General features: G+C 62.8%; 15 protein-coding genes. 3 read left to right on the forward strand and 12 right to left on the reverse strand.

Features of this window, described 5'->3' with window-relative positions:
• Positions 1 to 113 precede the first annotated feature (113 nt).
• Together gdhA and AB0P23_RS18290 are read left to right on the forward strand one after the other, a co-directional pair.
• The gene (gene gdhA / locus AB0P23_RS18285; protein ID WP_363798674.1) at positions 114 to 1457 is read left to right on the forward strand and encodes an NADP-specific glutamate dehydrogenase; all 1344 of its coding nucleotides are present in this window, start codon (positions 114 to 116) and stop codon (positions 1455 to 1457) included.
• 364 nt (positions 1458 to 1821) lie between these two features.
• A complete protein-coding gene (locus AB0P23_RS18290) occupies positions 1822 to 2292 on the forward strand; it encodes a GreA/GreB family elongation factor (protein WP_363798676.1) in 471 nt (156 codons plus the stop codon).
• A 3-nt stretch (positions 2293 to 2295) separates the two neighbouring features.
• Here AB0P23_RS18290 and AB0P23_RS18295 read toward each other — a convergent pair whose 3' ends face one another.
• Genes AB0P23_RS18295 through AB0P23_RS18315 form a run of 5 tightly spaced genes read right to left on the reverse strand, consistent with a single transcriptional unit; the run spans position 2296 to position 7166 of the window.
• Positions 2296 to 2772 carry a RidA family protein gene (locus AB0P23_RS18295; protein ID WP_094643679.1) on the reverse strand — a complete coding sequence of 159 codons (477 nt, stop codon included), beginning with the start codon at positions 2770 to 2772 and terminating at the stop codon, positions 2296 to 2298.
• Complete coding sequence (locus tag AB0P23_RS18300; protein WP_363798678.1) at positions 2769 to 4433, reverse strand: M24 family metallopeptidase; 1665 nt, start codon at positions 4431 to 4433, stop codon at positions 2769 to 2771. Before AB0P23_RS18300 ends, AB0P23_RS18295 begins: the two co-directional genes overlap by 4 nt.
• 32 nt (positions 4434 to 4465) lie before the next feature.
• A complete protein-coding gene (locus AB0P23_RS18305) occupies positions 4466 to 5245 on the reverse strand; it encodes an ABC transporter ATP-binding protein (RefSeq protein WP_094643677.1) in 780 nt (259 codons plus the stop codon).
• A 25-nt stretch (positions 5246 to 5270) separates the two neighbouring features.
• Positions 5271 to 6290, reverse strand: a complete 1020-nt coding sequence (locus tag AB0P23_RS18310) for an ABC transporter substrate-binding protein (protein ID WP_094643767.1) — start codon at positions 6288 to 6290, stop codon at positions 5271 to 5273.
• 21 nt (positions 6291 to 6311) lie between these two features.
• Complete coding sequence (locus AB0P23_RS18315; RefSeq protein ID WP_255032359.1) at positions 6312 to 7166, reverse strand: ABC transporter permease; 855 nt, start codon at positions 7164 to 7166, stop codon at positions 6312 to 6314.
• A 366-nt stretch (positions 7167 to 7532) separates the two neighbouring features.
• Here AB0P23_RS18315 and AB0P23_RS18320 point away from each other — a divergent pair, with 366 nt between their 5' ends.
• Entirely contained in the window at positions 7533 to 8180 is a 648-nt protein-coding gene (locus AB0P23_RS18320) for a TetR family transcriptional regulator (RefSeq protein WP_094643674.1), read from the forward strand.
• A 43-nt stretch (positions 8181 to 8223) separates the two neighbouring features.
• Here the strand turns inward: AB0P23_RS18320 and AB0P23_RS18325 are convergent, their stop codons facing one another.
• The 7 genes from AB0P23_RS18325 to AB0P23_RS18355 all read right to left on the reverse strand — a co-directional run bounded on the left by AB0P23_RS18325 (position 8224) and on the right by AB0P23_RS18355 (position 18037).
• A complete protein-coding gene (locus AB0P23_RS18325) occupies positions 8224 to 9060 on the reverse strand; it encodes an NmrA family NAD(P)-binding protein (RefSeq protein WP_363798681.1) in 837 nt (278 codons plus the stop codon).
• Positions 9061 to 9069: 9 nt separating this feature from the next.
• Positions 9070 to 10986: a hydantoinase B/oxoprolinase family protein gene (locus tag AB0P23_RS18330; protein WP_363798734.1), complete on the reverse strand. Its 1917-nt coding sequence runs from the start codon at positions 10984 to 10986 to the stop codon at positions 9070 to 9072.
• Positions 10987 to 11000: 14 nt separating this feature from the next.
• Positions 11001 to 13100, reverse strand: coding sequence for a hydantoinase/oxoprolinase family protein (locus tag AB0P23_RS18335; protein WP_027497755.1), 2100 nt, complete (start codon positions 13098 to 13100; stop codon positions 11001 to 11003).
• Positions 13101 to 13348: 248 nt separating this feature from the next.
• The gene (locus tag AB0P23_RS18340) at positions 13349 to 14011 is read right to left on the reverse strand and encodes a carbon monoxide dehydrogenase subunit G (RefSeq protein WP_032384873.1); all 663 of its coding nucleotides are present in this window, start codon (positions 14009 to 14011) and stop codon (positions 13349 to 13351) included.
• Entirely contained in the window at positions 14008 to 16488 is a 2481-nt protein-coding gene (gene cutA, locus AB0P23_RS18345; protein WP_363798683.1) for an aerobic carbon-monoxide dehydrogenase large subunit, read from the reverse strand. The genes AB0P23_RS18340 and cutA overlap by 4 nt, the downstream gene beginning before the upstream one ends.
• A complete protein-coding gene (locus tag AB0P23_RS18350) occupies positions 16485 to 17123 on the reverse strand; it encodes a (2Fe-2S)-binding protein (RefSeq protein WP_032384874.1) in 639 nt (212 codons plus the stop codon). The genes cutA and AB0P23_RS18350 overlap by 4 nt, the downstream gene beginning before the upstream one ends.
• On the reverse strand, positions 17123 to 18037 hold the full coding sequence (locus AB0P23_RS18355) for an FAD binding domain-containing protein (protein WP_363798685.1): 915 nt from the start codon (positions 18035 to 18037) through the stop codon (positions 17123 to 17125). Before AB0P23_RS18355 ends, AB0P23_RS18350 begins: the two co-directional genes overlap by 1 nt.
• Between the last annotated feature and the right edge of the window lie 22 nt (positions 18038 to 18059).

An 18059-nucleotide genomic window follows, 5' to 3' on the forward strand; every position in this document is an offset into this window, starting at 1 on the left:
ACTCGATCGGGAACGTCGTGGATCCGGTCCTGTGAGTCCCCAACCTGTGTGCCCATCTCGCGTCCGTCATTGTTACGGTCTTATTTCACATTCCTCACATAGGAGACGCACGAGTGTCGACGCGAGACCAGATCGAGACGATCTACCAGCAAGTTCGCGCGCGGAACGCGGGGGAGCCCGAGTTCCATCAAGCGGTGACCGAGGTGTTCGACTCGCTTCGAGTGGTGGTCGATCGCAGTCCGGGTTACGCCGACGGCGGGTTGATCGAGCGTTTGTGTGAGCCGGAGCGTCAGATCATCTTCCGTGTTCCGTGGATGGACGACGCCGGCGCAGTGCACGTCAACCGTGGCTTCCGAGTGCAGTACAACAGCGCCCTGGGGCCGTACAAGGGTGGATTGCGGTTCCACTCCAGCGTCAACCTGGGCATCGTCAAGTTCCTGGGTTTCGAGCAGATCTTCAAGAACGCACTGACCGGGCTCCCCATCGGCGGCGGCAAGGGCGGCTCCGACTTCGACCCCAAGGGCCGATCCGAAGCCGAGGTCATGCGGTTCTGCCAGTCCTTCATGACCGAGCTGCACCGCCACATCGGCGAGTACACCGATGTGCCCGCCGGCGACATCGGCGTCGGTGGCCGCGAAATCGGTTATCTCTTCGGGCAATACAAGCGTCTGACCAACTCCTACGAATCCGGCGTGCTGACCGGCAAAGGCACCTCGTGGGGTGGTTCGCAGGTACGCCGGGAAGCCACCGGCTACGGCGTCGCCTATTTCGTCGCAGACATGCTCGAGACGCTCGGCACCTCACTGGATGGCAAGACCGTCGTCGTGTCCGGGTCCGGAAACGTCGCCATCTACGCGATCGAGAAGGTGCATCAACTCGGCGGCACGGTGATCGCATGCTCGGATTCCTCGGGCTACATCGTCGACCCCAACGGCATCGACCTCGAACTGCTCAAAGACATCAAAGAGGTGCGACGCGAACGCATCAGCGCGTATTGCGAGACCGTCGACGGAGCATCGTTCATCGAGAACGGCTCGATCTGGGATGTGCCGTGCCAGGTAGCAATGCCCTCGGCCACGCAGAACGAACTCGATGCCGACGCGGCGAAAGTCCTCGTCTCCAACGGCGTGAAGGTGGTGGCCGAAGGGGCCAACATGCCGACCACACCGGAGGCCGTCCAGATCTTCCGCGACGCCTCAGTCGCGTTCGCACCTGGCAAGGCGGCCAATGCCGGAGGAGTGGCTACCTCCGCTCTCGAGATGCAGCAGAACGCATCTCGTGACTCGTGGAGTTTCGAGTACACCGACGAACGCCTCGCCGCGATCATGCACGGAATCCATCACCGAACCATCGCGACCGCCGAGGAGTACGGCAAGCCGGGCGACTACGTCCACGGCGCGAATATCGCCGGTTTCATCAAAGTCGCCGACGCGATGATCGCTCTCGGCATCGTCTGAAGCACCGGCCTCATCACCGACTGGCTTTTTATTTTCTTTCGGCTACAGTCGGCTGCACGAGCTCGAACCGAAAGAAGGTGTGTCGCTGTGATCCCCGATGGAGCAGAGGTGCGGTAGCGTTCGCGCTTTCGTCACCTCGTTCGATCCTCGGTCCCTCGACTCCGTCCTGGACCCGATTGCAGCGCCACCTCTTTCGACCACCGGCCGTTCTGATCGCGCTCGGTAAAGCCCCTCCGTCGGCGCATCGAGAAACAGCGGTCATCGAATAGTCATCTCGAATCGGCGGGCGCAGTTCTGCGTCCGTGCATCGCGCAATGACGTGCTGCTCGAGCACTCTCACAACCCCAGTCACACAGGAGAAACCGTGACCACTATCGATCACCTGCCGTTCGACACACCCGCACCCCGTGAGCAACAACTGCCGGAGCTACTGGAGAGCCGAGTGATGGCTTTCAACAACGTTCTGGTGCAACGTGCTTCGGGTGACCTCGACAACAACGACGCGTACCACCGCGCTCGCGCCGAGCTGCAGCGCATCGATCGCACGATCGCAGAAGTGAAGAGCCGCATCGCAGAATCGGACGCATCGATAACCATCGACCGCGATATCGCCGGCCCCGGATCTGCTGTCACCGTCATGTTCGATGGTGACGAGAAGGACGTGGACACCTTCGTGCTGGTCGAACACGCGATGGAGAGCAGCGACCGAAGCTGCTCGACCGCTTCACCTTTGGGCGCTGCCTTGGACGGGAGTCGAGTGCGTGACGTACGCACGTACTCGCTCCCCTCCGGTGCCGAAAGCACAGTGACCGTTCTCGACATCGCCTGGAACTAGTCGCTACTTCTTTACTGCAACAACGGCTTCGAGTTCGACCAGCGCGTTCTTGGGCAATACGTGTGTCGGCAAAGTTGTTCTCGCATGGCGTCCAGCTCTGCCCAATACGTCGATCAGCAACTGCGATGCGGTTTCCGCGACGACTGGTTGATCGGTGTAGTCGGGTCCGCTTGCGATCCACACGTTCAGCTTCAGGATCTGCTCGACATTGTCGAGGCCGACGGCCTGTTCGATCCTGGCAAGCAGATTCAGCGCTGCGACTTCTGCTGCAGCAGCAGCGTCCGCCGTGGTGGCGTCCACACCGGCTCGCCCATCGAGAACTTCCCCGTTCGGCGTGCGTGAGATCTGTCCGGACATGTAGAGAACGTCGTCGTGCCGGGTCCACGCGTCGTAGGAGTACGCCGGAGCACCGAGGTCCGGGAGCGTCAAGTTGCGCGTCGCCAAACGCGACTTCGCGTTTTCGGTAGTGGTATAGGTCATGATGCAACCAGGTCGCGCTGGGTGAGAATGTACGTTCGGTTCCGTCCGATGAACCACAGATCCTCGGTGCCGATTGCGACGCCCCCGTAGCGCCAGGGTATTTCGGCGGCTCCGTACGAGCCGACATCGAGTGCGTGCTTGTATCCCGGACGAAGTTCGTTGGCGAACGACTCTTGCTTGCCCATCAGATGCCCGACGTTACGGCCTCGATAGATGGCATCGAAATCCGTGTCCTCTCCGAGCATCCCAATTTCGATCATCCGGGGCAGGTGAGGAGCGAGGAACCGAAGTGCCTCCTCGTGTACGTCTTCGCAGACGACGCCGGGGCGCAACTGGCCGATGATTCCTTGCCTGACGACGGTGAAGAAGAATTCGTATGCTTCCTTGGCCGCGGGTGTGCGGGGGAGCGAACGAGCCATGTCGGATGTCGCGACCACAACGCCGTCGATGGTCACCTGCACTCCTGCGTCGAGTTGAATGCATCTGGTGTCGGAGTCGATCGGGAAATCGACGGGCGGACCCGGGAAAAGCATGCGGTTCGATGAATGCAGGTTGGTGAAGTACGGTTTCACCTCGAACTCGATGTCATTGTCTTTCTTGAACTTGTCGATGTATTCGAGATAGCGGCGGTGGATGTCCAGTTCGGTGAACTCGACACCAGCGTCGATCGCCCCCTTAGCCCAGTTCAGCGCTTCCTCGATCGCGTATACGCTCGTTCTGGCCGCAATTATCTGAAAGGGTAGATCCTCGTGATCGCGAATGTCGCGCCAATGTGCGAGATCGTTCGACGTCGGAACGAGGTCGAGGCCCGCATCGATCAGTTGACCGGCGATACCGACGGACATGAATTCCTCTTCGATACCGATCCGTTTGCCGGGAACTAGCGTCGAAACAGCTTCGCCGAGCGATGAGTAGTCACCGACCGTGTCGCCATAGGAACCTGCGTCGGCAACGGCGAGTCTAATGACGTAGACCTGCTCGTCACCTGGCATCCACACTGCAATGTCGCCGTTGCCGGGTTTACCGGTGACCTCGGAGAAGTTCGGCGGTGCGAGTAATACCAGCGCATCGATGTCGCGTTCGGCAGCAACAGCTTCGAGACCGGTGAAGCGGGCATCGGAGGTGACGAACTCGTCCGTCAACCCTTGAAGATGGGGTACGTCTGCAATCAGCTCAGCGGCGCTCTGTGCACCGCGTACGCGCCACCGCGCGAATTGTGTCATGACCGTCGACGCCGGAATTGCCTGCACAGAAACACGATTCGGTGCGGTGGGTTCGGTTACGACCGTGAGCTTGTCTGCGAGCGTCAGTTGGTGGCTGTAGACGACGTCTGCGTCGAGCAGTACCGGCTCACCCTCGCTCAGTTCGTCGATCAGGGATGTCAAGGTTTCGGCCACGTCGACCCCGGCGATGGGGCGTGGGTCGATCGTGACCCACGGGGCATAGAACCGTATACGCTCGGGGTCCACCCCGGCGGACAGAACGTTGCCCTGTTCTTGTTGGCGTACCAGCAGGGTCGGTTCGGTGCGCTCGCCAGTTGCGATCAAGGGCCGCACGAGGGGGTGCGAGTCCAGACGTATAGCGGTGAACAGCAGGCTTCGGTGCGGATACAGATCGAAATCACTGGCCAGTGTGTCGAGATTTGCGGATAGCCGCAGCATGAGAACTCCAGTCGTAGAGCGGATGTGCAGGGTCAGCTAATTCCAGCGGTGACCCCGATGTGCGATTCGACTTCGCTGACGTAGTCGGCGAAGGTGGGGGAGTAGCGGTGTTCCTTGCCGCGTGGTCGAGGGATATCGATGGTGATGTCGGCGATGATCCGTCCCGGACGATCACCCACCACGACCACTCGATCACCCAGCCAGACGGCCTCGGAAATACTGTGTGTAACGAACACGACACTGCACTGAGCCTTCTGCCAGATGCGTTGAATCTCGAAGTTCATGGTGTCGCGAGTCATCGCATCGAGCGCTCCGAACGGCTCGTCCATGAGTAGCAATTCCGGATCGGAGACCAAGGCCCTACAGATCGCGACGCGCTGTTGCATGCCGCCCGAAAGTTCGTATGAGTACCGTTTGGCCTTGTCCTTCAAACCGACCATATCCAACAGCTCGAGTGCGCGAGCCTTCGATTTGTTGTCACGGGTGCCACGAAACTCGAGCGGTAGCAGGACGTTATCGAGATTGTTGCGCCACGGCAAAAGCACAGGACTTTGGAACACCATGCCGATCTCCTCGATGCCCGCGGCAATCGGCGCACCTTTGATCAGGACATCGCCCTCGGTGGTTGCCTGCAAACCCGAAATGGTCTTGAGTAGCGTCGTCTTCCCACTGCCGGACTGTCCGACGATGGATACGAACTGACCGCTCTCGACGTCGAAATCGACCCCCCTTAGGACGTCGTTCGTTTCACCGTCGCGAGATTTGAAGGAGACTCCGACGTTGTTGACTTCTACTGCATTGCGGCTGTTCATGATTCGCTCCCAGGCGAGTAGACGATCATGGCGCGGAGATAATCTCGGCGGAGATCGGGTCGATGTAGTCGTTGCTGTAAACCTGATCGGGTGTGAGAGTCGAGTTCGGGTCGAGCCCGAGGAAATCACGCGATACGTCGATCATTTGTTGGACGCCCTCGTCGGTCATGAGTCCGAACGGTTCGGACTCCTCCCCGACGCGATTGTTGAGCGCGCACTGCTCGTCGAGCGCGAGCACCACGGTGCTGGTTTCGTATCCTTGGACTTCTTTGTGGAACGACTCCGCGGCATCTTCGGGGTTGTCGCACGACCATAGATACGCCCGCTGCATTGCTCGGTTGAATTTCACGACCTTGTCGGGGTTGGTCTTCAGCTGCTCGTTCGAGAAGATGATGCCGTTTCCGTACAGATCGATCCCAAGATCCGACCACTTCAGTACCACCGGTGTTTTGCCGAGGGCGTCGATCGCCGGTCCGTCGGATACAGACAGCGCCAAGTTGGCATCCCACTGGCCCGAGAGCAATCCGGGAATCTTGGCGCTGCTGGCGGCGTGAATGACGTCCACGTCCTGATCGGCAAGGCCCAACTTGCTCAGCGCGTAGGGCCACATTGCGGTCATGGCCCCGGCACCCTCGGTGGCGATGGTCTTGCCCGGCAGGTCACTCCAGTCGTGAATATCGCCGTCCGACATGGCTACTACCGCGTAGGCAGAGCGAGCCTGAAGCAGGTCTACTTGCGTGACCTGAGCGCCGCGCCCCTGGTTCAGTACTGTGACACCGAAGTCGGCCCACCCTGCGTCCACCTTGCCGGTGTCCACGGCGGCGACGGTGTTGCCTGAACCGGAGCCGGGCATGACGGTGACATTGAGGCCTTCCTCGGCGAAGAAGCCACGGTCGACAGCGGCGAAAAAAGGTGCGTGTTTGGGTAGGTAGCCCACATCAACCATAAGCGACATCGAATTCTCGGAGTTCGTTCCGCCGCAGGCGGCGAGGGGAAGAAGAAAGACTGTCGCAATCAGAACTCGTGCTGCATGTGTCTTACGCATGGTCATCTCCAAGTCGACAGATCATTTCGCGTGGGACTTCCATGGCATGAGCTTCTTGCCTGTGAAATCGACGATGAAGAAGAGCACCAGGGCAATAGCGGCCAGCACGAAGAACGCAGCGAACATCGCGGCCAGATCGACCTGACTGTTGGCAAGCATGATGACGTAGCCGAGTCCCTTCGACCCGGCAATGAACTCTCCGACGACGGCACCGCCTACCGCCAGCGAGATGGAAATCTTGGCCCCGGAGAAGATAGATGGCAGGGCGTAGATGAATTCGATCTTGGTCAGTCGCTTCCACGTCGACGCCCTGTTGATACGGGCCAACTCCTTCAACTCGTGTGGAACCGTGCTGAGGCCGTCGAAGGTATTGATTACTAGTGGGAAGAAGGCAATTGCCATGGCAACGAACGCCTTCGACTCGAAACCGAAACCGAACCACACGATGAACAGCGGGGCGAGAGCAACTTTGGGGATCGTATCGATCGTGACCAGCGCTGGATACAGAAACGTTCGGATGGTCGGCGAGTAGTGGAGAAGCGCGCCACAGATGACGCCCAGGAGGGTTCCGCCGACGAAGCCGGCCAATGCTTCTCCAACCGTGACCCAGGCGTTGGTGGTGAAGTAGTCGAAGCGGTCGAACAGTTCGGCGAAGGCCGCAAGTGGGCCCACGAGAATGTACTCGGGTGGCCGAGTGATCACCACGGCCAACTCCCATAGGCCCAGTAGGCCGAGAATGCCCACGATGGCCTTGGTGCCGGTCAGAAGCGAGTCGCGACGTGGCCATTTCTTTCGTCTGACGGTGCCGTCGGGCATCGGTGGCTTTTCCGGCGGCTCGGTGGCGACGGGACTGGTCTGCATCTCAGATGCTGTCATGGCCATCCATCCTGTGGGGTATCGAAGTCTGTTGTCGGTCGGGCTCGGTAGGCAACGACCGAGCGGTCAAGTCTCGACGCGTTGGGTCGAACACCATTTCACTGTTTGGTGAACTTGCCGAACCGTACAACGTGATCGAGGACACGTCCAGGGGTCAAACGTGTCCAAAGTCGATAGACACATCGAACGCCAACGTTAGCGCCTCTCTCAGCTGGACCTATGCCGAAACTGAATTGCTCGATGCCAAGTGGGACGCGCGGCGGGAGGGCGAGGTGACCATTGGAATCCAAACTGCATCGATGTGGGTCCAGCTGTGATTCACTGTGCGGTATAACAAGTGTTTTCGAGCATGAGGGGATTGGCCAGATGTCGACAGCGTCCGAAATCGGAAGCCGCCGAGGAGCCCGCGGCGGTGATGTGCGCGGCAACATTCTCACCGTGGCAACGGCTGAATTTGCAGCCAAGGGATTCACCGGTGCCAGGATGGATGACATCGCTCTGCGTACGAAGACGACGAAGAAGATGATCTATTACTACTTCGGAGACAAGCAAGGGTTGTACCGATCGGTGCTCGAAGGAGCGATTGTCAACATTCGCGCCGAGGAACAGCGGGTCCACGTCGATGAGCTCGAGCCGGTGGATGCACTGCGGCGGGTAGTCGAGTTGACCTTCGACTACCACGAGAAGAACCCGGATTTTGTTCGCTTGATGGCTAGCGAGAACACGCACAAGGCCGCGTATTTAGGGCAATCAGGGGAGCGAAGCGAGCTGGCAGGCCCCGCGCTGGAGCTTTTAGCCGGGATTCTGCAGCGCGGCCGTGATCTTAAAGTGTTCAAGGAAGGTATCGACGCTGTCGACCTTCACTTCACGATCACGAGCTTCAGTTTTTTTCGCATATCGAACCAGTACACATTCGAGTGGTTGTTTCAATTCGATCCCGTCGCACCTAAGAACAAGGAACGACTGCGAAAGATGTTGACCGACCTCGTCATCGGGTACACGGTGCGTAGTTGAAGGCAGGGGTACCCTCCTGGGCGGATCTCTTCAAGCCCGACCGTTATCCGATCAACGCACGCACCGGCGTCGGCTCCCGGCCCAACAGGGTTGCGGTGACGGCACTCCCGGCCAGAAAGTCTCGGTCGTCGTAGAACTCGAACATTGCCCCGAGTCGATGCTGCTCATCGGCGGACATCGAGTCGCTGTGCAGCCTCATCCATTCGTCGACACTCGAGGACTTCGAGGCGACCACACGACCGGTGGCCACCTCGACCAGACGAACCACGTCCCGGACGCTCAGCGCTTCCGGCCCACCGAGCTCGTACGCCGCCCCATGGTGCAGTTCGGGTCCCTCGATGAGGACCCGAGCTGCTATCTCGGCCACATCGTCGAGGCTGATGAACGAGAACGTGGTGTCCAGGCTGTAGGGCACCGCAAGATCGGCAGCAGTCCCGTCCAGAACCGCCTCGAAGTTCTGTGCATAGGCGCAGGGCTGCAGGATGGTCCAGTGCAAGCCCCGCTCCGAACTGAAAGCACGTAGCTCTTCCTCGCAGCGTGCCTTGTCCATGTGGTGCGGCATCCGCGGGCTGTAAGGCCAGGCCACCGAGTGATACACGACGTGGTCGACCCCTGCCGACGCCGCCGCGTCCAGCGCCCGCACGAGTAGAGCCGGCTCGTCCGGATGCACATTGGGGGCAATGAAATACACTCCGCGGCACCCGGTGAATGCCTCGACCAGTCCATCGCCGGTCTCCAGGTCCACCGGAAAGTCCGGCGCAGAACGACTCAGCCGCCGTACCACCGCCACACCGTCGAGTGCAGCTGCGACGGCTCGTCCGGTCTTACCCGTGGCACCGACGATCGCGATATCGGTGCCACGGGAAACGTCGAGATTCATCAGGTGATCTCAGCGATCGATGAAGTCGTACTCGGCGAACTTCGCACCACCGGAAAGCTGCTCGTATCCCGGTCCACGATCGAAGAACGGCTCATCGAGGCCGCGCGCATTGCGCATCTCTGCACGCAGCTTCTCCGATGCCTCCACATCCGCGGTCGCCGTGTCCTCGGCAATGACGACGCCGTAGTCCTTGGCCGCAAACTCGCGAGAGACTTTGCCCCACAGCACGTCCTGCTCCACCGACTCGATAGGACGTTCCAGGGGATCGCCCCAGCCGCCGCCACCCGTCGTGCGGATACGGATGGTGTCGCCCGCCAGGATCGGCTCGGCATCGGTCAACGCGTCGAACTCACGCTCGTTGGGCTGACCCGGATTCAGCGTCACCGAGAACGATCCGCCGGCCTTGCCGCCCTTGACTCCCCAGCACGCGAGAATCGAACGGTCGGCGATGGACATGAAGTGCGCATCCTTGAGCATCCGGATGTGCTTCTCGTAACCGAGGCCGCCGCGGTAGCGTCCGGCACCGCCCGAATCCTTGGCCAGGCCCAGCTTTTCGACGATGAACGGGAAACGGCTCTCGGTGAACTCGGTGGGCAGGTTCCGCGAATCGGGCACAACGTGAATAGTGTCCTCACCGTCCGCGTAATGCCGACCACCGGAGCCGCCGCCGAGCACCTCACGCATGAGGTACGAGTTGCCGTCGAAGTCGTCGCCGTACACGCCCGTGTAGCGAATGGTTTCCTGATCGGCAGGCATGTTCCCGTCCACGGCCTTTGCCACGACACCGGCGAGCACACCGAGCAGGCGCAGGATGACGAACGTACGAGCGTTGGTCGGGGCCGGGAAGATCGGGGTGATGAGCGTGCCCTTCTCCGGGAACTTCATCTCGATCAGCGGGATGACGCCCTCGTTGACGTCGAGCTCGGCCATGCGCTCGGGGGAGTCCGCGAGGTTGCGGAGCACCGGCGCAAGCCATTTGGCCAGGAAGTTGCCGTCGGCATAATCACCGCAGTGGTTGATCGGGCCCTTGGCCTGTGGCCCGGTGCCGGTGAAGTCGAGGATGAGCCGCTCGCCGCGCTCGTCCTCTGGGCCGGTCTTGGTCAACGTGATGCGCTGAACGTGCAACATGGGCTCGTCGACGCCATCGTGCTCGGCGTAGTCCTCCCAGGTGTACTCGCCCTTGGGGATCTTGCTGAGGATCTCGCGGCGGTAGATTTCGGTGGTGGCATCCATCATCGAGTCGAAGCACGCCTCGACGGTGTCGACGCCGTAGCGCTCGTACAGCTCCGTCATCCGCCGAGCACCCATCAGGCACGCGGAGCATTCGGCGTCGAGATCGGCGGCCAACGCGTCGGGCATGCGGGAATTGCGCGTCATGATCGTCAACGCAGCCTGGTTGGGTACACCCTGATCCCACAGCTTGATCGGCGGAACCATCAGGCCCTCTTCGTACACGGTGGTGGCACCGGACGGCATGGAACCGGGGCAGCAGCCGCCGATGTCGTCGTGGTGGCCGAACGCCTGCACGAAGGCAACGACCGACGGCTCGGTGTCGCCGGGCTTGGTCGCGAACACCGGCACCGTGACGCAGAGATCGGGGAGGTGGCCGATGCCACCCTCGGAGAGATAGACGTCGTTGTGGAAGTAGACGTCACCCGGCTTCATCGTCTCGAGCGGGAAGTCGCGAGCTACCGGATGTACCAGCGCGGAGTAGGAGCGGCCCGTCAGCTTGCGCAGGTTCCGGTCGTGGATTCCGGCGCGGAAATCGTGGGCATCGCGGATCATCGGTGACCGCGACGTTCGCGAAATGGCCGTCTCCACCTCCATTTCGACGCTTGCGAGGTAGCCGGCCACGATCTCGACGAGAACGGGATCAGGCGCAGGCGCGTCGACCGGAGAGAGCCGGTAGGGCTTGTTGTTCACCATGTCGATGACGGTCATCAGTTCGCTCCGTTCGAGTCGAGAGTGCGGGTGATGCGGACGTTGCCGAACGTGTCGATGCGAGCGGAGAAGCCCGGATCGATCGGCACGGTGGAGCTGAATTCTTCGATGACGGCCGGGCCGGTGATCGTGTCACCGGCACCGAGATCGGCGCGGCTGTAGATCGCGGTTTCGTGCCAGCCGTCGAAGTAGGCCTGACGCGTTCCGGTGCGGGCACTCTCGGCTCCGCTGCCCTCGGCGATCTCGGACAGCACCGGGCGCTTGATGGGTCCGATGCCGCTGACGCGCAGGTTCACCCACTCGACGAATTGGCTCTGATCTCCGCGGAAGTCATAGCCGTACAGCTCGCGGTGTGCTTCGTGGAACGCTTCGGCGGCCTGATCGATGGTGGCCTGAGTGATCTCGCCGTCGGCGATCGGCACCCGAACCTCGAAGGCCTGACCGAAGTAGCGCAGATCGGCCGAGCGTGCGTAGCGACGATCCTCGGCCGCGAAACCCTCACCGGCGAGGGCCTCGTCGGCCCGCGACGCCAGTACGGCCAGCTCCGATTCCAGATCCTCGACGCGCAGACGGTCGTGCCGGCTGACATGCGTCTGCACGTAGTCGTTGCGCACATCGACGGTGAGCAGACCGAACGCCGAGACGTTGCCCGGATTGAGCGGTACCAGAACATCTTTCAGACCCAGGATGTCCACCAGGCGGCAGGCGAGCAACGAGCCCGAGCCGCCGAACGTGACGAGGGTGAAGTCGCGGACGTCGAGGCCACGCTTGACCGAGATCTGCCGCAGCGCATTGGCCTGGTTCCAGGCCGACACCTCGAGGATGCCGGTGCCGCAGGCTTCGACCTCCAGCGAGAGCTGGTGCGCGAGGTCTTCGATCCCCTTGCGTGCCAGGTCGGTATCGAGGGGGATCTCGCCGCCGAGCAGGTGGGGAGGAATGCGGCCGAGCAGGACGTGGGCATCGGTGATCGTCGGAGCGGAGCCGCCGTTTCCGTAACACATGGGCCCGGGATCGGCACCGGCCGAATGTGGCCCGACGCGCAGCGTTCCCTCGGGTGTCATCCAGGCGATCGAGCCGCCGCCCGCGCCGACGGTGACGACGTCGATCATCGGGATCTTCGACGGGTAGTTGCCGACGCGTCCCTCGGTGGTCAGCGCGGGCTCGCCTCGGACCACGACGGTCACGTCGGTGGAGGTGCCGCCGCCGTCGCAGGTCAACACTTGTTCGACGCCTGCCGCGCTGGCCACGAGGGCCGCACCCAGCGCGCCGGCTGCTGGTCCCGACAGCACGGTGGTGATGGGCTGGTGCACAACCTCTTTGGCGGAGAGGACGCCGCCGTTGGACTTCATGACGTAGAACGGCACGTCGCGTGCATCACCGGATTCGGTGGCGAACTCCCGCAACCGGTTCGCGATGTTGTTGACGTAGCTGCGAATGTTCGGCTTCACGGCCGCGTCGACCAATGTGGTGATGGCGCGCTCGAATTCGCGGTACTCGCGCAGCACCTCGGTGGAGATGGAGACTGTCGCCTCGGGGTATTCCTCGAGGAGGATGTCGCGGACGCGCTGCTCGTGATCGGGGTTGGCATAGGAGTGCACCAGGCACACGCCGAGCGTCTTGACGCCCTCGGCCTTGAAGAATGCTGCTGCCGCGCGCACATCGTCGTCGTTGAGGGGGCGGATCTCGTTGCCGTCGAACGAGAGCCGGCCGCGGATGGTGCGCACGCGGTGTGCGGGCACGATGCGATCGGGCTTGACCCAGAAGTAGGAGTTGCCGTAGCCGTCGGGTACCGACTGGCGCGCGATCTCGAGTACGTGCTCGTAGCCCTCGGTGGTGATGAACCCCAGGTTCTCCACCTTGCCTTCGAGCAGCTTGTTGGTAGCGACGGTGGTGCCATGGCTGACGGCGCTGAGCGAATCGCCGGATACCCCGAGCTGGCGGAGTACCTTGTCGATGCCGGTCAGGAATCCCTCGGCCGGATCACTGGGAGTCGACGGAGTCTTGGTGGTCACCATGGCTCCCGACTCCTCGTCCACTGCCACGACGTCGGTGAATGTGCCACCGGTGTCGATACCGACCCGAATCTTTCGTGGTTCCACGCTTCCTCCTCGATATGGTTCGTAGGCCACGCGTCCGTTGATCGGATCGGCGGGTACCTGACGTGTACTCACATTCGACCCGTTCTGCGTCTCAGTATCTTTGGCACAAGGTGCCAAACTCCGGCCGAGCATTTGAGCTTCGCGCGCCCTGCACCGGCGTCGAATTGGCAGTACTTGCAACGACAAAGGCCGCTCACCCCCGATGGTTGGGATGAGCGGCCTTTGTCGTGAGCCGTGACGGCGCGGAGCTACCGGTGACAGGACGAGCGAGTGAGCAGTCCGCCCAACACGACTCCGGCCAGTGCGAAGCCTGCGCCGGCTGCGGCGGCCAGCAGAGTGCCGCGGACGGACTGCGCGGCGACGGGTGCACCGGCACTCACAGCGCGTCCGGCCGCGACAGGCAGGGCAGTGGGGGTGGTGCCGGAATCGCTGGCTGATACCTCCGCGGGCGCAGCAGCGGCCTCCGGCACCCCGTTGGCGATGACGCCGTCGAGGCCGTTGAAGAACACTCCGGCCATCTTCTTTGCGACGCCGGTGATCATGCGCTGACCAACCCCGCCGACCATGCCGCCGACCACGGCGTCGGCGTCGTAGCTGAGCATCGTGCCGCCGCCCTCGGTGGGCTCGAGCTTGATGGTGACATCGGCGCGCACCGTGCCCGGTGCGCCGGCACCGGAGGCGGTCATGACGAACGACTCGGGCCGATTCTGTTGCGAGAGGACAACTTCACCGTCGTAGGTGCCTTTGATGGCTGCGACGCCTGCGGTGATCGAGAGCTTGTAGTGATCGTCGCTCAACTGCTCGAGCGACTGCACTCCGGGGATTGTCGCGGCTAGTACCCGGCCGTCCTGCATGCTGTCGTACACCTCGGCGGGAGGTGCGGCCAGCGTTGCGGTTCCTGCGATTCTCATGAAATCTCCTCGGTTGTCTGAGCGACCGCGTGGGTCAGCCGCAGCTCGTACAGGTCGGACGGTGAAATAGGCATCGAGGTGATCGAAAAGCCCTCGGCGTCTTCGACGGCGGCCGCGATGACGGCGCTGGTGGGGATGACACCGGCTTCGCCGGCACCCTTCATGCCCAACGGATTGAGCCCGGACGGGGTGACGGTGTGGTCCATCTCGATCGTCTCGGGAACTTCGGTGACGAACGGCATCAGGAAGTCCATGAACGAGGCGTTCAGGAGTTGCCCGTGCTCGTCGTAGGCGATCTTCTCGTACAACGCGCCGCCGATTCCCTGGGCGACGCCGCCGTGAATCTGGCCCTCGACAATGCGGGGGTTGATGACGTTGCCGCAGTCGTGCACCACCGCGTAGCGCTCGACGTGGATCTCGGCCGTCACCGGATCGGTCTCGACGATCGCCGCGTGGATGCCCGACGCGAACGTCGAGCGCGGGGGAGAGTAGTAACCGGTGGCTTCCAGGCCCGGCTGCTCGCCCTCCGGCACCGGCGGGATCGTCATGTCGGTGTCCATCTTGGCGAATCCGGTGGCCTGCCTCGACTCTTTGTCGAAGGCATAACGCAGCGGATTGGACAGTACGGCAACAACACCGAGGGAGATTGACGTGCCCTCTGCTCCGGGTTCGGTGCCGATCTTGCAGACGTAGCCCCCGCGCAATTCGAGCTCGACGGGGTCGAGATCGAGTGCACGCCCGGCGATGACCTTCGCTTTCTCGGCGACCATCTGCGCGGCCACGTGGAACGCCGAACCGGACATCACCGCTCCACGGGAGGCGAATGTGCCGACGGCATAACCGAATCGACGAGTGTCGCCGGTGGTGATCTCGACGTCCGCGATGGAGACACCCAGGTCATCGGCGACGATCTGCGCGAACGTCGTCTGATGGCCCTGGCCCTGCGTCGTCAACCCCGTTGCGCCCTTGATCTTTCCCGAGTTCTCGATGAGCACGTGCGCGCCCTCGTACGGTCCGGGGCCGGTGCCCTCGACGTAGGCACCGACACCGATACCGACGGTGCGGCCCTGCGCGGCTGCCTGCTTCTTGTATTCGGGGAATCCGTCCCAGTCGATCAGGGCCTTGAGCTTGTCGATGCCGGCCTGGTAATCGCCGGTGTCGTAGATCAACGGTCGACCGTCCTGGAACATCAATCCGAAGTCGTAGGGCATCTCCTCGGGCCTGATCAGATTCTTCTCGCGGACCTCGAGCCGGTCCTTGCCGAGGTACGCGGCGATGGCGTCCATCGAGCGTTCCATCGCGAACACACCCTGCGGGCGGCCTGCTCCTCGATACGGAATGACGATGACGGTGTTGGTGTACAGCGAATAACCGTTGCAGCGGAACGAGACCGGCTTGTAGGGCCCGAGCACCTGCGTCGCAGTGTTGATCAGCACGATGATGCCGTACGGCAGGTATGCGCCGTTGTCGTGCCAGACGGTGAAGTCGAACGCCAGCAGCCGTCCCTCGTCGTCGAAACCGAGCGTGACCTCTTGGACCTGTGCACGTTCGTGCGCACTCGAGATGAAGTGCTCGCGGCGGTCCTCGACCCACTTGACCTCGTTGGAGATACCGGCTCGACCGAGCTGTCGGGCTGCCCACGTCACCATCACCTCCTCCGGCCACGGGTGCATGATCTTGACGCCGAAGCCGCCACCGACATCCGGGGCGATGCAGTGAATCTTGCTCATCGCCATGCCGAGTCGCGCCGCGACGGCCGCGCGCACCGACGTGGAGGTCTGCGTGGACGACCAGAAGGTCAGCGTCTCTTCGTCGCTGTCCCAGCGCGCGTAGACGCCTTTGCCCTCCATCGGCATCGCCGCCGAACGCTCGATATTCAGGTCGAGGGTGATGCGGTGTGGTGCGGCGGCCAGTTCGGCGTCGATGTCTCCGAAACCGTGCTGCAGGTGCGCGGCCACGTTGTCCGGAACGTCGTCGTGTACTCGTCGAGCCGCGACGCGCGCGGTGTCGATGCCGACCACCGGTTCGAGGATGTCGTAGCGGACGTCGATGACCGCGCAGGCGTCTTCGGCCACGTAGCGGTTCGTTGCGATGACCATGACGATGGCCTCACCGACGTGATTGACCTCGTCCTTGGCGAGCGGGAATCCGTTGCGTGGAGCCACGATTGCCGGATGGGGGATCAGCAGCGGCAGCCCTTCGGCCATCTCGGCCGAGTCCGCTTCGAGATCGTCGTAGGTGTACACCGCGTGCACACCCGGCATGGCCAGGGCGTCGTCGATGTCGATGGCGGTGATGCGGGCATGGGCGTGTGGGGAGCGAACGAAGGCGGCGATCAGCGCGCCGTGACCGAGATCGTCGAGATACTTGCCCTTGCCGCTGAGCAGGCGCTCGTCCTCCGACCGCGACAGCGGCTGGCCGAACAGGGGAGCGGTGTTGGTGGGGGTGTGCGGCGGGGCCGTGCGCGTGGTGCTCATGCTCGGCCCATCCGTCCGCCGACGGGACTGGTGGATCCGCGTACCTTGCGGTCGAGTGCGGCACGACTCGACTCGTCGTCGGGACCGAGCGGAAACTCGCCCGCCCGCTCACGTTTGATCTCGGCAGCGCGCAGCACCGAGGCCTTGATGTTCTGATAGCCCGTACACCGACAGATGTTGCCGGCGATGGCCTCGGTGGCCTCCGCCTGCGTCGGCGAGTCGTTCTCTTCGAGGAACGCGGCGATCGTCGTGACGAATCCCGGTGTGCAGAAACCGCACTGCAGACCGTGGCAGTCCTTGAAGGCCTGCTGCACGGGATGCAGAGTGCCGTCCGGCTCGACGAGACCCTCCACCGTGGTGACGGTCTGGCCTTCGAGGCTGGCGGCGAGCATCAGGCAGGCCCGGACGGGCTTGCCGTCGAGAAGCACGGTGCACGCGCCGCACACGCCGTGCTCACATCCGACGTGGGTGCCGGTCTGACGAAGGTCGTGGCGGATGGCGTCCGACGCGAGAGTGCGGGCCGGGACGACGATCGTCTGCTTGGTTGCGTTGAGGGTGAACGTCACCTGTACGTGTTGTTCACCGGTCTCCGCCATCAGATCGTCCAACTGCTGTTCGATATCTGTTGTCTTCATCAGTGGTTCACTCCGGAATCGGCGTGCTGCGGGTGAGCGGACTTCGACGACGCGCCGTCGACTGCGGCGGCCATCACCACCCGTGCGGTCAGTGCGGCGACGAGTTGGGATCGGTACGCCGCGGTGGCATGAATATCGGACTCGGTCTCGACGCGTCGACGTGCGTACTCCGACAACGCGTTCCACTTCGGATCACGTGCGTCGGACACGGCGGCCCCACCGATGACATCGGTGTAGTCGACGACCTCGCCGAATTCTCCGGCGGAGACATAGGTGACGTGCGCGGTGCGCACCGCGTTCTCGGCAACGGTGACGCGGGCCGCCACTCCGACGAGCGCGTAGTCGCCGTGGCGGCGCGCAACCTCGTCGATGGCCGTTCCTTCTCCGACCCGGGCAGCGGGAACTGTTGCGGCGATGGCGATCTCGTCCGTCTCGAGCGAGGACTCCAACGGCCCGAGGAACAGATCCTTCGCCGCGATCTGTCGGCGTCCGCGGACGGACTGCACCGTCACCGAACCGTCGAGCAACCGGATGACGGCAGGCATCTCGGCCGACGGGTCGGCATGGACGATGGATCCGACGGTGGTCCCACGGTTCCGGATGGTCGCGTGGGCCACCAGCTGCAGTGCCCGTCCGAGCAACGGCTGCGTCCGGGCGGCAGCCCGGTTCGACGCGAGCGACGCGTGCGTGGCCAGAGCCGCGAACGTGACGCCCGAGTCGGTCGACCCGGTGATGTCGTCGAGACCGTCGATACCGGTGATGTCGATCAGGTTCCCAGGAGCGGCCAGGCGCATCGACAGCATCGGAATCAGAGACTGCCCGCCGGCGAGTACCTTGCCGTCGACCTCGGCCAGGATCCGGCACGCCTCCTCGATCGACCGCGGCCGATGGTATTTCAATGGAGAAGGTTTCATATCCCGATCCTGCCTGCCTGTG

Origin of the sequence: Rhodococcus sp. NPDC077669 (assembly GCF_040686915.1) — a bacterium.
Classification (GTDB): Bacteria; Actinomycetota; Actinomycetes; order Mycobacteriales; family Mycobacteriaceae; genus Rhodococcoides; species Rhodococcoides fascians.